11 protein-coding genes, 1 tRNA gene and 3 pseudogenes are annotated in these 14,446 nt (G+C 60.3%); 6 read left to right on the forward strand and 9 right to left on the reverse strand.

Annotated elements, in window-relative coordinates; translation table 11 throughout:
* The 3 genes and pseudogenes from L9059_RS17125 to L9059_RS17135 form a co-directional block, all read left to right on the forward strand.
* Nucleotides 1-611 (forward strand): annotated as a pseudogene (locus L9059_RS17125) (flavodoxin); the annotation flags it as partial.
* A 264-nt stretch (nt 612-875) separates the two neighbouring features.
* Nucleotides 876-1,118, forward strand: a complete 243-nt coding sequence (locus L9059_RS17130; protein WP_247292162.1) for a pyocin S6 family toxin immunity protein — start codon at nt 876-878, stop codon at nt 1,116-1,118.
* A 187-nt stretch (nt 1,119-1,305) separates the two neighbouring features.
* Nucleotides 1,306-1,386, forward strand: a pseudogene (locus L9059_RS17135) (outer membrane lipoprotein carrier protein LolA); the annotation flags it as partial.
* An 8-nt stretch (nt 1,387-1,394) separates the two neighbouring features.
* On the opposite strand, the gene L9059_RS17140 reads toward L9059_RS17135, so the two are convergent.
* Genes L9059_RS17140 through ptsP form a run of 3 tightly spaced genes read right to left on the reverse strand, consistent with a single transcriptional unit; the run spans nt 1,395 to nt 6,948 of the window.
* The gene (locus L9059_RS17140; RefSeq protein WP_247292163.1) at nt 1,395-3,134 is read right to left on the reverse strand and encodes a PTS fructose-like transporter subunit IIB; all 1,740 of its coding nucleotides are present in this window, start codon (nt 3,132-3,134) and stop codon (nt 1,395-1,397) included.
* A gap of 11 nt (nt 3,135-3,145) precedes the next feature.
* The gene (pfkB, locus tag L9059_RS17145) at nt 3,146-4,087 is read right to left on the reverse strand and encodes a 1-phosphofructokinase (RefSeq protein WP_247292164.1); all 942 of its coding nucleotides are present in this window, start codon (nt 4,085-4,087) and stop codon (nt 3,146-3,148) included.
* Entirely contained in the window at nt 4,087-6,948 is a 2,862-nt protein-coding gene (gene ptsP / locus L9059_RS17150; protein ID WP_247292165.1) for a phosphoenolpyruvate--protein phosphotransferase, read from the reverse strand. Before ptsP ends, pfkB begins: the two co-directional genes overlap by 1 nt.
* Nucleotides 6,949-7,237: 289 nt before the next feature.
* On the opposite strand from ptsP, the gene cra reads away from it, so the two are divergent.
* Both cra and L9059_RS17160 read left to right on the forward strand, forming a co-directional pair.
* Nucleotides 7,238-8,233, forward strand: a complete 996-nt coding sequence (cra, locus tag L9059_RS17155; RefSeq protein ID WP_247292166.1) for a catabolite repressor/activator — start codon at nt 7,238-7,240, stop codon at nt 8,231-8,233.
* Between the two features lie 3 nt (nt 8,234-8,236).
* Nucleotides 8,237-9,013 (forward strand): TatD family hydrolase, encoded by a 777-nt coding sequence (locus tag L9059_RS17160; RefSeq protein ID WP_247292167.1) that lies wholly within the window; start codon nt 8,237-8,239, stop codon nt 9,011-9,013.
* Between the two features lie 9 nt (nt 9,014-9,022).
* Here the strand turns inward: L9059_RS17160 and L9059_RS31005 are convergent, their stop codons facing one another.
* From L9059_RS31005 to ampD, 4 genes and pseudogenes are all read right to left on the reverse strand, one after another.
* Nucleotides 9,023-9,952: a methyl-accepting chemotaxis protein gene (locus L9059_RS31005; RefSeq protein WP_428480281.1), complete on the reverse strand. Its 930-nt coding sequence runs from the start codon at nt 9,950-9,952 to the stop codon at nt 9,023-9,025.
* A pseudogene (locus L9059_RS31010) lies at nt 9,929-11,020 on the reverse strand (methyl-accepting chemotaxis protein); the annotation flags it as partial. The gene L9059_RS31005 and the pseudogene L9059_RS31010, both read right to left, overlap by 24 nt.
* A 201-nt stretch (nt 11,021-11,221) precedes the next feature.
* Nucleotides 11,222-12,058, reverse strand: a complete 837-nt coding sequence (gene ampE / locus L9059_RS17170) for a regulatory signaling modulator protein AmpE (protein WP_247292169.1) — start codon at nt 12,056-12,058, stop codon at nt 11,222-11,224.
* On the reverse strand, nt 12,055-12,615 hold the full coding sequence (ampD, locus tag L9059_RS17175; protein ID WP_247292170.1) for a 1,6-anhydro-N-acetylmuramyl-L-alanine amidase AmpD: 561 nt from the start codon (nt 12,613-12,615) through the stop codon (nt 12,055-12,057). Before ampD ends, ampE begins: the two co-directional genes overlap by 4 nt.
* Nucleotides 12,616-12,810: 195 nt before the next feature.
* Between ampD and nadC the strand changes: the two genes are divergently transcribed.
* Nucleotides 12,811-13,659: a carboxylating nicotinate-nucleotide diphosphorylase gene (gene nadC, locus L9059_RS17180; protein WP_247292171.1), complete on the forward strand. Its 849-nt coding sequence runs from the start codon at nt 12,811-12,813 to the stop codon at nt 13,657-13,659.
* 74 nt (nt 13,660-13,733) lie between these two features.
* On the opposite strand, the gene L9059_RS17185 is transcribed toward nadC, so the two are convergent.
* On the reverse strand, nt 13,734-14,039 hold the full coding sequence (locus tag L9059_RS17185) for a DUF6388 family protein (protein ID WP_247292172.1): 306 nt from the start codon (nt 14,037-14,039) through the stop codon (nt 13,734-13,736).
* Between the two features lie 135 nt (nt 14,040-14,174).
* Nucleotides 14,175-14,250: transfer RNA gene (locus tag L9059_RS17190), tRNA-Thr, on the reverse strand.
* Nucleotides 14,251-14,446 lie beyond the last annotated feature (196 nt).

Here is a 14,446-nt window from a genome sequence, read left to right on the forward strand (position 1 = left end):
TGGTGCCGCTGGCCATGCGCGAATATTCGATCGCCTCGATCGCCGCCGACGGCATTCTGGAACTGATCGTGCGCCAGGAAGTGCATGCCGACGGCAGCCTGGGCGTCGGTTCCGGCTGGCTGACCGAGCATGCAACGGTGGGGGGCAGCATCAGCCTGCGTGTTCGGCGCAACAGCAGTTTCCATTTGCCGGCCGAGCCGATGCCGATGATTTTACTGGGCAACGGCACGGGCCTGGCCGGGTTGCGCAGCCTGCTCAAGGCACGGATTGCCGATGGCCAGCAGCGGCATTGGCTGCTGTTTGGCGAGCGCCAACGCGAGCATGACTTCCTCTGTCGCGATGAACTACAGGAATGGTTGATTTCCGGCGACCTGGAGCGCCTGGACCTGGCCTTCTCGCGGGACCAGGCCGAGAAAATTTATGTGCAGGATCGGCTGCGTGAGTCGGCCGATCTACTGAAGCAATGGTTGGCCGACGGTGCCGTCATCTATATCTGCGGAAGCTTGCAGGGGATGGCTTCAGGTGTGGATCACGTGCTCAACGAAGTGCTCGGCATTGAAGAAGTCGACAAGCTGATCGAGCAAGGCCGCTACCGACGCGACGTTTACTGAAATCCAAAATTCCAGGGTGGGATATCCCCTGTGGGAGCAAAGCTTGCTCGCGATGACGGTATGCCATGCAACCCATAGGTTGATTGCTCCACCGCCATCGCGCGCATCCTGCCCAGCAAGAAGGAATTTCACCTCTGCATTTGGGAAACGTCCTAATGCCAGCGTCGTTGTAACCCAAGTACTTTGAAGGCTCCACGCCTCGGCAGTTTCCCGCGCAAGCCTGCGCGCAGTCGAAGTGAGCAATCAAACTACAAAGGTTGAACAATGAAATATGATTTGAAGTTCCAGATCTACGGAATAGAACCAGACAGCGACCGGGCTAAATACGAGATCGATCTACCAGCGACAGTGACTGCGGATATCCTGATGCCGATCATGGGTTGGCGTGAAGAAGAGGAGGCCATGGGCAGCCACCCTCTAAACGCTGCGCAAATCACGGCAATAGAACGTCTCATAATGCTCAGATTACCCAAGAACCTGACACTGCATGTCAGCAGCTATATGTGAGACTTCGGCATCCGCGGCCTGTAGGCGCGAGCCTGCTCTGCGGCGTTCCGACGATGGCGTATCTGGAGTCCCGCATTGATGTGACAGTTAGACCGCTATCGCGAGCAAGCTTTGCTCCTACAGCAATCTGCGCCCGACCAAATTCTGTGTAGGCCGCAGATACCCTGTAGGAGCGAGCTTGCTTGCGATGGTCGTTAACGAAGACGCGGGGAACCTGATGCCCCGCGCTGCTTTCGGTTTTTTCGCGAGTAAGCTCGCTCCTACAGTTGTGGGGGATCAGGCCTTGGCGGGCTCGAGTGCCAGTTCGACGGCTTCCGGCCGCTTGAGCAGCGCGTAGGCCACCGCCGTCACCAGGCTCCCCGCGACAATCGCCAGCAGATATAGCAACGCATGGTTGATCGCATTGGGAATCGCCAGCACAAACAACCCACCATGCGGCGCCATCAACTTGCAGCCGAAGTACATCGACAATGCACCCGTCAGCGCGCCACCGGCGATGCTCGCCGGGATAACCCGCAGCGGATCCTTGGCAGCGAACGGAATCGCCCCTTCGGAAATAAAGCACAAGCCCAATACCAAAGCAGCTTTACCGGCCTCACGCTCGGTCTGGGCGAACTTGCGCCGGGCGATGAAGGTGGCGATGCCCAGCCCGATCGGCGGTACCATCCCCGCCGCCATGGTCGCGGCCATCGGTGCATAACTCTGCGACGCCAGCAGGCCCACCGAGAACGCATACGCGGCCTTGTTAATAGGCCCGCCAAGATCGACGCACATCATTCCTCCGAGCAACACACCCAGCAGGATCGCGTTGGTGGTGCCCATGCTGTCGAGGAAATGAGTGAGCCCTTCGAGCATCCCGGCCACGGGTTTACCAACCACGTAGATCATCACCAAGCCGGTGAACAGGCTGGCCAGCAGCGGGATGATCAGGATCGGTTTTAGCGCTTCGAGGCTCTGCGGCAACCGCGCATATCGGTTGATTGCCTGGGCAGCGTAGCCGGCGATGAAGCCGGCAATGATACCGCCGATGAAGCCAGCTCCGAGGGTACTTGCCAGCATACCGCCGATCATCCCCGGCGCGAGGCCCGGGCGATCGGCGATCGAGTAGGCGATGTAACCCGCCAGCAGCGGCACCATCAGTTTGAATGCCGTGTCGCCACCGATCTGCATCAGCGCGGCAGCCAGGGTGCCTTCTTCCTTGAACGCGGTGATGCCGAACACAAACGACAAGGCGATCATCAAGCCGCCTGCCACCACCATGGGCAGCATGAACGACACGCCGGTCAGCAAGTGCTTATAGAAGCCGGTCTTCTCCTGCTTCATGGGGCTTTTGGACCCACTCGCTGCGCTCTCTTGCGAGCCTTCGGCCAGGGCTTTGTTGAGGGTCGCCTCGGCTTGCTTCAGGGCAATGCCGGTGCCGCAACGGTAGATTTTTTTCCCGGCAAAGCGCTCAGTGGCCACCTCGATGTCGCAGGCCAACAGCACTACATCGGCCTCGGCAATGGCCTCGGCGCTCAGCGGATTGCGCGCTCCGACCGAACCCTGGGTTTCGACTTGCAACTCGTAGCCCAGACGCTTGGCCGCTTGCTGCAGGGCTTCGGCGGCCATGAACGTATGCGCGACACCGGTCGGGCAGGCGGTAATCGCCACCAGTCGGGGCGCCGTCTGGCCGTTGGGCAGCGTCTCGGTGACGGCTTCGGGGGCTACGTAAATCCGCGCCTCTTCGGCGCCCTTGCGCAACACCGCTTCGACATCCTGCAGGGCCTGGGCCGGAGTGCTCTGAAACACACGCTTGCCGACGAATCTCGACATGTCCACAGGAGCACTGGTAACCAGTAATACCCACTCGGCCGCCTCGAGGGTGGCGGCCGACAATTGCCGTTCAGGGTGTGCCGCATCGGTGACTTCGACGCTGGTGCTCCAGCCCTGGCGCTGCGCTGCCGCATCCAGCAAACGGGCGCACAGCACACTGGTGACCATGCCGTTCGGACAGGCCGTAACAATGGCTAACTTCATGACAAACCCTCTTATTGTTCTGTCAGGGGGCGTACACGCACACCCTGTTCGAGCTGCGCCAATTGCGCGGTATCGCCAATACCGAAGCCGATCTGGGTGACGGCCATCGCTGCAATCGCCGTGGCGGTGCGCAAGGTCTGTTCAGGCGTGTCCGCACTGAGCAAACCGTGGAGCATGCCGGCAAGCAACGAATCACCTGCGCCCACCGTGCTGGCAACGCTGACCTTGGGCGGGGTGGCGTGCATCGCTGAGCCGACGCTGAACCAGTTCACACCTTGCGCGCCCTGGGAAATCACCACGTGCTCGATACCTTGCGCGTGCAAGCGGCTGGCCACTTCCGCCTGCGCAGCCACTGACACCACTTCGCAATCGAATACTTCGGCCAGTTCTTCGGTGTTGGGCTTGATCAGCCAGGGGCCGGCCTTGAGCGCTGCGCGCAGGGCTTCGCCGCTGGTGTCGAGGGCCACTTTCAGTCCGAGATTCTTCAGGCGCTCAATCAGCGCCTGCAACCACGCTGGGCTGACACCCTGAGGCAGACTGCCGGCGACGACGATCGCGTCGTGACCGGGTGCGATCTGTTCGAGCCGATCGAGCAATGCCTGCTGGGCAGCTTCACTGACCAGCGGTCCCGGGCCGTTGACGTCGGTGATACGCCCATCGCTCTCGGCGAGCTTGAGGTTGCTGCGGGTTTCACCCGGGACACGGATAAACGCATCGACAAATCCGCGTTTGGCGAACAGCGTCTCAAACGCCTGGGGATTGGCTTCACCGAGGAATCCGCTGACGGTCAATTGATGCCCGAGGTCTGCCAGGACCTGCGCCACGTTCACGCCCTTGCCTGCGGCGTGGGCTTGCATCTCGTCACTGCGGTTGACCTGGCCGGGTTCAAGGCGGGGCAGTTGGACAGTGAGGTCCAGTGCCGGATTCAGGGTCAGGGTCAGGATCTTGGCCATTACAGGGCCTCCACTAATGCGCGTACTTCATTCGCGCTGCCGACGGCCAGGGCCTGGCGGGCAACGGTTTGTGCCTGGGTGAGGCTGAGCTCGCGGATGCGCGCCTTGACCTCGGCGATGCTGCGGCCGGAGACGCTCAACTCATCCACACCCAGGCCAACCAGTACCGGCACCGCCAGTGGATCGGCAGCCAACTCGCCGCACACACCGACCCATTTGCCATGGGCGTGGGCTGCACGTACCGTGATGTCGATCAGTTGCAGCACCGCCGGGTGCAAGCCATCCGCCTGCGCCGACAGGGTCGGATGACCGCGGTCGATGGCCAGGGTGTATTGGGTCAAGTCATTGGTGCCGACACTGAAGAAGTCGACTTCCTTCGCCAGGACCGGCGCCAGCAATGCCGCCGACGGCACTTCGATCATGATCCCCAGCTGCAAGTCCGCAACGGGAATTTCCAGGCGCAGACGCTCGGTCATGTCTCGGGCCTGACGCCACTCATCAACGCTGCCGACCATGGGAAACATGATGCGTAATGGTCGGTTGTCAGCGGCGCGCAGCAACGCACGTAATTGCGCTTCCATGACTTGGGGGCGTTGCAGGGTCAGGCGAATACCTCGCACTCCGAGGAAAGGGTTTTCTTCCTTGGCGATCGGCCAGTAAGGCAAGGGCTTGTCACCACCGACATCGAGGGTGCGTACCACCAGCGGGCGACCTGCCAGGCCATCGAGCACCCGGCGATACTCCACCTCTTGCGTGGCCTCGTCCGGCAGCTGCGGATGGGCCATGAAGATCAGTTCGGTACGCAGAAGGCCAATGCCTTCGGCGCCCTGCTCCACGGCACTGGTCACGCCCGCACTTTCGCCAATGTTGGCGAATACTTCGACGGCGTGGCCGTCGCGGGTCAGGGCCGGTTGATGGCGCTGCTCGGCGGCAGCCTTGAGCCGTTGTTCGCGGGTATCACGTTCTTCCGTGGCGCGCTGCAAAGTGGCGGCGTCGGCGTCCACGTGCAGTCGACCACGCTGGCCATCCAGCAGCAACGGCGTACCTGGGGCCAGCAGCAACACGGCCGCACCCGCACCGACCAGAGCCGGAATGCCCAGGGCCCGGGCGACGATTGCACTGTGTGCCGTAGCGCCACCGCGTGCGGTGAGAATGCCGGCTACGCGCGTCGGGTCGAGACGTGCCACATCGGAAGGACCGACCTCGTCCATCACCAGGATGTAGGGTTGGTCCGGCTCGCTCGGCGTCTCGATGCCGCAGAGTTGCGCCAGCACCCGGCGGCCGATGTCCCGCAGGTCGGCCGCGCGTTCGGCGAGCAACGCATCCTGCAAGGCTTCCTGTTGCCGGGCTGCCGCTTCGATCACTGCCATCCACGCCGCCTCGGCGCTTTCGCCTTGCTTGAGACGGGTGTCGACTTCGTCGGTGAGTTCCGGGTCGTCAAGCATCTCCTGATGGGTGATGAAGATCTCGCGGATGGCCTTGGCTTTGCTGCGTTCGATCAAACCTTCAATATCCTGCCGCACCTGGGTCAACGCCAGCTTGAGACGCTCGCGTTCGATCGCGGCGGACTCTCCGCGTAACGGGTACTCGATGGTTTGCAGCACCTGGATATGCGCCGGGCCGATGGCAATCCCAGGAGCGGCGGCGATCGCCTGAATCAGGCTGCCGGATGCCGGCGCCAGAAGTACCTCGGCGATATCGGTGAGCACTTCGCGCTGTTGGCTCACGGCCGGCAAAGGCTCGACTTCTTCCCCCAGGCCCTCTTCGATGGCGGCCAGCAAAGCCGGCAACGCGTCAGCAGCAATCCCCGGTTCGGCAATAAACTCCAGCACCTGACCACGGCGAGCGCCAAGGCTCAACAGCTTGCTTAAACTCTTCACCGAGACTGCGCTGTCCTGACCATCGACGATGCGTACACGAATCTCGCCTTCAAAACTCTTCGCCAGTTGGGCGAGGATCTTCGCCGGGCGGGCGTGCAAGCCATGGGCATTGGCCAGAGCGATCCGCGCACTCGGCCAGTCGGCAGGCAATTCTCCGCCCAGTACTTCGAGGACTTTACGGCTGCTCGTGGCACGGCCCAGCTCATGGCCACGCCCTTCGATCAACAACGCGCACAGGCGCTCGAGCAAGGCCTGATGCGCCTCGCCGAGGCTGGCCAGACAGAACAGTCCGCTCAGCGGCTGGCCGAGATAACGCATCGGCTTATCCGGCGTGACAAAGGCCAGGCCCGGACGCTTCACCGTCTGTTCACTGTGCAACCACCACAAACCGTCACCCAGCGGCAGTGCCTCAACCTGCTGCAATACCGCAGAGAAACCGTTGCTCACACAATCGGCCTGGCGCAGCAAGCGGGCACCGCGCCACACCAGTTCTTCGAAATCATCGGCGGACACACCCAGACCAATCATCTGGGCATCCAGCGCCAGTTCCTGAGGTGCGCCCTGCAGGAGTTTGAGCAAGGCTTCGGCACTAGCGGCACGACGCAGGGCCTGGCCCAGGTCGGTTTCACCCAGGGCACGGGTCAGCAGTTGCAGCAAGCGCAGGTGTTCATCGGACTTGGCGGCAATACCGATCGCCAGGTAGACGATCTGCCCGTCGCCCCAGTCCACCCCTTCGGGGAACTGCATCAGGCGCACGCCAGTGGAAAACACCTGGTCGCGGGTATCCGGCGTACCGTGGGGAATGGCAATACCTTGACCGAGAAAAGTCGAGCCCTGGGTTTCCCGGGCTTGCAAGCCGGCGAGATACCCCTCGGCGACCAGTCCATCGGCAACCAGGTGCTGGGCCAGCAGATGCAACGCTGCGGACTTATCCACGGCCGATTGCCCCATGGATATCTGCTCAATAGTGAGCTCGAGCATGCTTTCTCCTTTTTGGCGCCGAAAAGGTGCCAGGTATTGTTTTAGATAGTTCAGCTTAGGCGCTTGTTCAGCAAATTTGGCAGTTTCACGGCAGAATCGGCCAAGGCGCCCTAAACGTAGAAAATACGCCTGCTGAAACGTTTAATCTAGAAAGATTGGCACGTTACTCGATAATGTCCCATCCTTGAAGTCCAGATTGTCGGATGCGCTGCGACAATGGTCGCCTGCCTGAATCAGGTAGGATTGTCGAAAATGTCGGGCAAGCTCGAAAAAACAAGGAAAACCCGAGTTGAAACTCAGTGATATCGCCCAGTTGGCTGGGGTCTCCGTGACCACCGCCAGTTATGTCATCAACGGCAAGGCTGAACAGCAGCGAATCAGCAGTGCCACGGTCGAGCGCGTGCGCGCCGTGGTCGAGCAGCATGGCTTTACCCCCAATCCACAAGCGGCAGGTTTGCGCAGTCGACACACCCGCACCTTGGGGTTCATTCTGCCGGATCTGGAAAACCCCAGTTACGCACGAATCGCCAAATTGCTGGAACAAGGCGCGCGGGCCCGTGGCTATCAGCTGCTGATCGCCAGTTCGGACGACGCACCGGACAGCGAGCGGCAACTGTTGCAGTTGTTTCGCGCCCGGCGCTGCGACGCGCTGATCGTCGCCAGCTGCCTGCCCAGTGGCGACGACAGTTATCGCCAGCTGCAAGCCAAGGGTATTCCGATCATTGCGATCGACCGGGTCATGGAGCCTGAGCACTTCTGTTCGGTGATCAGTGACGACCGCGAAGCGAGCCTGCAATTGACCCGCAGTCTTCTGGAGCCCTTGCCCAGGCAGATTGCCCTGATCGGCGCGCGCCCCGAACTGAGCATCAGTCAGGAGCGTGCAGCAGGTTTCAAAAAAGCATTGGCCGGCTTTGATGGGGAAGTGCTGATAGAGCACGGCGAGTCTTTCAGCCGCGAATGTGGCAGGCAGTTGATGGAGGAAATGCTGCAGCGCCTGGGGCATCTGCCCGACGCGCTGGTCACCACCTCCTATGTTCTGTTGCAGGGTGTGTTCGATGCCTTGCATGACTTCCCGCTCAAATCCCGCCCGTTGCGCCTTGGTACATTTGGCGACACCCAGTTGCTGGATTTCCTGCCACTGCCGGTGAATGCCATGGCCCAACAACATCAACTGATCGCCGACAAGGCGCTGCAATTGGCATTGGCTGCCATTGAGCAGTCGGACTACCAACCTGGCGTGCAAGCCATTGCACGGACCTTCAAGCAGCGTATTCGCCAGGACTGAATCGTGGAGCTGATCGATACCCACACCCACCTGGATTTTGCCGACTTCGACGCCGATCGCAAGGCGCTGCTGGCTGCAAGCCGCGCACTGGGTGTGCGGCGGATGGTGGTGCTGGGGGTTTTCCACGATAACTGGCAGAGGGTATGGGATCTGGTGCAAAGCGATCCAGACTTGTATGCAGCGTTCGGATTGCACCCGGTTTATCTGGACCAGCACCAGCCTGAAGATCTACCTGAGCTGGATGCCTGGCTCGAGCGGTTGGTCGGGCATCGACAGCTGTGCGCGGTGGGCGAGATCGGCCTCGATTACTTTATTGAAACCCTGGATCGCGAGCGCCAGCAGGCGTTGTTCGAAGCGCAACTGCAACTGGCGGCGAATTTCAACTTGCCGGCGCTAATCCATGTGCGTCGCAGCCATGCGGCAGTCATCGCCACACTCAAACGCTTGAGGTTGAAACGCGCGGGCATCATCCATGCGTTTGCCGGCAGCAAGGAAGAGGCTCGCGAGTACATCAAGCTGGGATTCAAGCTCGGCCTGGGCGGTGCCGCGACTTGGCCGCAAGCGCTGCGCATGCACCGAGTGCTGGCCGAGTTACCGCTCGGCACCGTGGTGCTGGAAACCGACTCGCCGGACATGGCTCCGGCGATGTACCCCGGCGAGCGTAATAGTCCGGCGCATTTGCCGGATATCTGTGCGGCGCTGGCGGTGATCATGGGAGTCAGTGCCGAGCGGTTGGCAGCCGCCAGCACTGCCAATGCGTATGAAGTTTTCGGCTGGTAGCCGGTCTTTTCAGACCCGGAACGCGCTGATCAATTGCTTCAACTCCACAACTTGGGCCGACAGGGCCCGACTCGCGTCTTCGGTCTGGTGCGCCCCCTCGGCAGTACGTTCGCCCGCGCGATTGATCTCGACGATGTTCTGGTCGATGTCATGCGCCACCGCCGTCTGCTGTTCCACGGCAGCCGCGATCTGCTGGTTCTGGTCAACGATCATGCCGACCGCACCGAGAATGTTTTCCAGTGCCTGCTGGACTTTCTCCGACTGCCCCACTGTACCGCTGGCCATCTGATGACTGGAGCCCATGGCCTTCACCGCGGCGCCCACGCCAGTGTGCAGCTTGCTGATCATTTGCTCGATTTCTTCGGTCGATTGCTGGGTACGCTTTGCCAGGGTCCTGACCTCATCGGCCACTACGGCAAATCCACGCCCCTGCTCACCCGCCCGAGCGGCTTCGATGGCTGCGTTGAGCGCAAGCAGGTTGGTCTGTTCGGCGATACTCTTGATCACTTCCAGCACGCGGCTGATGGCCTGGCTGTCGGTGGCCAGTTGATTGATCACCAGCACCGACTGATCGATCTCGCCAGCCAGTGCGGCAATACTGCCCTGTTGCGATTGCACGAGGCCGCGGCCGCTGAGCGTTTCATCATTGACGCTGTGGGCACTGCTGACAGCCGCTGCGGCACTGCGTGCCACTTCCAGAGAAGTCGCCGACATCTGATTCATGGCCGTCGCCACCTGCTCGATCTGCGAGCGCTGCCCTGCCACGGCTTGATTGCTGCGGGCGGAAACGTTTTCCACCTGACCGGCCTGGCGCTCGACTTCACCTACGGTGTGTCCTACGCGCTCGATCAAGTCGTGGATCTTCTTCACTGTACCGTTGAACACCTCGCCCAACTCCCCCAGTTCGTCGCGGCTATTGGCGTTGAACGTTACCGTCATGTCGCCAGCCGCGACTTTGTCCATCATCGCGCCCAGGTTCTTGAGGGTGGTGCGGGTCGAGGCGTAGAAACCGCCATACAGATAGAAAATCAGGATGAAGACCACCGATAACGCCACCGCCTGCAACACAATATGCGTGCGGTTCTGCTCCAGGCGTTGCTGCAGCTGGGTCCCAAGAAATTTCAGGGTGGCTTCGTTGAGCTGGTAGGTCTGGTCCATCAGGCCCGTGACCTGATCGTAGAAACCTTGCCACGGCGCGTCCAGCGTATCAGCCATCACCACCTGATCTTCAAACAGCTCACTGGCTTTTTTCAGGCTCGACTGGCTGATATCGGCTTGAGCCGCCAGGCTTTCCCTCGCCGCCTTGCTAGAGCCGAGCGCGTCCTGCAGCTTGAGTCCGTATTCGCCCTGGAGCTTTTCGATTTGCGCCAACAACTCGTCGAAGCGAGTGCTCGATGCCGAGTTGAGAAACCCCTGCCCCAGCGAAAACGCCCCCATGGCCCGTCCATCACCTAGCAATTGAGTGACCGACGGAGTGACAGTGGTAATAAGTTCGGTCAGTTGACGCATGTCGCTTTGCGTATCGCGACTGAGGCCCGCCTGACTGGCAATGATCTGGCTGAAAATCTGCGCGTTGCCAAGCAGCTTACCGATCATGCCGCTCTTACTTTGCAGGGAGCTTTCGGCCTGCTGGGCCTTGAAGGCCGCGATCATTTCATCGCGCTTGGCCTCGAACACTGTGACCTGCTCAGGATCAGACGACATGGCGTTCAAAGCCTGCAGTCGCGCCAGCAGGCTTTGCTCCAGGGCACTGATTGTCGACTCGACGTTGCCGGCCTTGCCCGACTGCCCCAGGGTGACGTTGATCTGCACCAGGTTATTGAGCGTTTCCAGGTCCCGGCGCAACGTCAGACTGCTACCCAACAGGTCGATGCTTTGCAGTTCGATCCGCGTGCCCTGGAATTGACGATAGGAATCGCGCACCAGATAAAAGTTGGTCACCAGCATCGGTATGAGGAACAGCACGCTGATCAGGCTGAACTTCATACCGAAGCTCAGACGATTCATTAGCGCGACGGCGGGATAGAGCAAGCTCTTCACTGTGAAGTCTCCCTAGAAATTCTTATTTTTATTGGCAGGCGCACAGAGAAAGCAGATAGCCACTATTGGACGCTGTCTCTGTATAGCTTAAATCGGCGGGAGTTTTTGTAACTTAAGGTTAACGACAAAGATCGCAAGCACCAATCTTCGTCGTTAAGGGCGCAGGATTCAGGGAAGGACTGTCCACAAGGCAAATCCGGCGTACCAGAGTACCGCTGCGCGCAGCAGCAGCTCCCAGATTCGATCGAGGCTGTTGATGCCGTCCGGGCCGACCACTGGCGCTGGAATTTCACCAGCTACAAGGCCGACTTTTTCGATCAACTGGGCAGCGCTGATATCCCAGTTCAGCAGTTCGTGGAGCATGACCCGGCTGACCGCAACAAAATTACCGACCAGTGCAAAACTTGCCGCCAACAGGCGTACCGGTATCCAGTCGAAGGCATGGCGCAATTGGGCGGCACGCTCGGCGACGGCGCGATTCCGGGAGTGAGCTTCGGCCAGCGCCAGGAGGCGATAGCTCAGCGCAGCGACCGGGCCCAGCAGGAAGTACCAGAAAATCACCGCGAAGAAACTCTGGTATGCCTCCCACAGCAAGTGGCCCTGCACGCGTTCGAGCAACTGCTCGCCACTGTCCGCGGTGATACCCAGATCACGGTTTGCCACATGCGTAGCGGCTTGCAGGTCTTCCCGGCGCCAGGCGTCGCGGAAGGGGCCCAGGCCCGCGAGAAGATCGCCACGGCCCAGGCTGTAGATCACCACGAGCAAATGCACGGGCAACGCCAACAGGCCGTAAGCAACCGGGTCCAGGACGATCAACAGCAGGCCCAGTAACGCGACCGGCAGCAACACCAGAATCACCAGCACCAGCCACGGGTGGCTCGCCAGGCGTGGGCTGGCCTCAAGCTTGTTCAGTTCGCGCAACCATCCGCCGTCGCGCTGGACCCGATGACGCAAGGCCGAGAACTTCTCGATCCAGACCGCCAACAGCAACACCAGAAAACTCATTGTTGTTCCTCTTTTGCCAGGGCTACGCGATAGCGTACCCAGTCGAACGCTGGCCCCGGATCAGTCTTGCGACCGGGTGCGATGTCACTATGACCACAAATGCGCTGTGGAGTAATCGCCGGAAAGGCCCTCTGCAAATGTCGGGTCAGCCCCGTCAGCGCCTCGTATTGAACGTCGGTGAAAGGCTGATCATCCGTGCCTTCGAGCTCAATGCCCACGGAAAAATCGTTACAGATTTCCCGACCTTCGAAAACCGAGACCCCGGCGTGCCAGGCACGCTCAAGACAAGAGACAAACTGAGTCACAGTGCCATCTCGCTCAATCAGAAAGTGCGCGGACACCCGCAGATCGGCAATCCCTGCAAAATAGGGATGCTCCGTTACATCCAGGCGATTCTGGAAGAACTCCTGCACCTTGCCAGTGGCGAACTGCGCCGGCGGCAGGCTGATGTTGTGGATCACCAGCAGGGAAATTTCATCCGTAGGGCGCGCATTGAAGTTGGGCGAAGGACAGACTTGGGCGCCTTCACACCAACCACTCGCGGGGTCCAACTGCATACTGGCTCCTTCAGCGTCGACTGTATTGGCCCCCAGTATGCCGCGATAGGCCCTCCGCGCGCGATCACTTGCCACGATAGATATCTTCGCCAAGGCGACCAAATGCAGGTTTCACAACCGCGCCGCGCTTCGGATGCCTTGGGTTGCCGCGCGCCATGGCCCTATAATCGGACCACTTTGTTTGTGGAGTCCTTTATGCCGAATCTACGTCTCGCCGATTTGACTGCCGAAATCGAAGCCAACGTGCGCCGTGCGTTGCTTGAAGATATCGGCAGCGGCGACATCACCGCACAGTTGATCCCGGCAGAACGCCTGGCCAAAGCCACCATCATTACCCGTGACGCCGCCGTCATCGCCGGTACCGCATGGGTCGATGCCGTGTTCCGGCAACTGGACCCGCGAGTCGCCGTGCACTGGCAGGTAAGTGACGGCGACCGGGTGCAACCCAATCAGGCGCTGTTCCACCTCGAAGGCCCGGCGCGCTCGCTGTTGTCAGGTGAGCGCTGCGCCTTGAATTTCCTGCAGTTGCTTTCCGGGGTAGCCACTCGCGCCCGCTACCTGGCGGATTTCGTTGCACAAACCGAGGTCAAGCTGCTCGACACCCGTAAAACGCTCCCCGGCCTGCGCCTGGCGCAGAAGTACGCTGTCACCTGCGGCGGTTGCCACAATCACCGCATCGGCCTGTATGACGCGTTCCTGATCAAGGAAAACCACATCGCGGCCTGTGGCGGCATCCCAGAAGCCATCAACGCTGCGCACAAGATTGCCCCGGGCAAGCCGGTGGAGATCGAGGTGGAGAGTCTGGGTGAGCTGAGGGAAGCGCTGGCAGCGGGTGCAGACATCATCATGCTCGACGAGTTGAGCCTTGATGACATGCGCGAAGCGGTACGCCTGAACGGCGGCAAGGCCAAACTGGAGGCAAGCGGTGGAGTCAACGAAAGTACGCTGCTGCCGATTGCTGAAACCGGTGTGGACTATATTTCGATTGGTGCGATGACCAAGGATGTGAAGGCGGTTGATCTGTCGATGAGGTTGAGCTTGTGATGCTGTAGGAGCAGGGCTTGCCCGCGATGGCGATCTCTCGGACGCCATCGCGAGCAGGCTCGCTCGTACAAGGGTCATACCACCAGATTATTCATCTCGCAGTACTCTTCCCACTCAACGCCCAGGACTTCGGCCGCTTCCTTGTGCAAAACCAGGCGCGCGGCTTCGAACTCTTCCGGTGTCGAAGTGTACTTGAGCGTCAGCTCCCAGGGTTGCAGGCCCTGGGATTCTGCCTCGTCCTCGAATGCCCACTGGATCTGGTCTTTCTGATCGTCGGCGGGCAGGTCTTTGATCTCGCCAGCCAGCTGGGGTGACTCAAGCAAATACTTCTTCAGCGCTTCTTCGTGACGAGCTTCCTGGGACAATTCTTTAACGGTCATGGCGTTCTCTTTGATCGGGGGAATGGAAGATGGATCTGGATCATCAAGGATCTCTCTGACGCAAATAAACCGTTTTAAGCCCGGTTTGTCTGGCCTTCAGAACCATTCGGGGATCATCTGAAAACAACGTGTCGCTGGTGCCCGAGACAGGAATCGAACCTGCGACCTTCGCGTTACGAGTGCGCTGCTCTACCGGCTGAGCTACACGGGCAGTGGGCTAAACCTAGCACTGACTCAGGGGTCAGGCAACTTCACTTACCTTTAAAAGCAAAAGATCTCAGCCTCCGGCAGCCCCTACAGAAAATCGTGCGTATAAGCTGCCGAAGGCTGCGATCTTTTGATCTTTTCCGGACACAAAAAAATGCCCCGCCGTTTTCACGGCGGGGCATTTTCTACAACGTTGAAGC

The sequence above is a fragment of the Pseudomonas violetae genome (assembly GCF_023072615.1).
In the GTDB taxonomy this organism is placed as follows: domain Bacteria; phylum Pseudomonadota; class Gammaproteobacteria; order Pseudomonadales; family Pseudomonadaceae; genus Aquipseudomonas; species Aquipseudomonas violetae.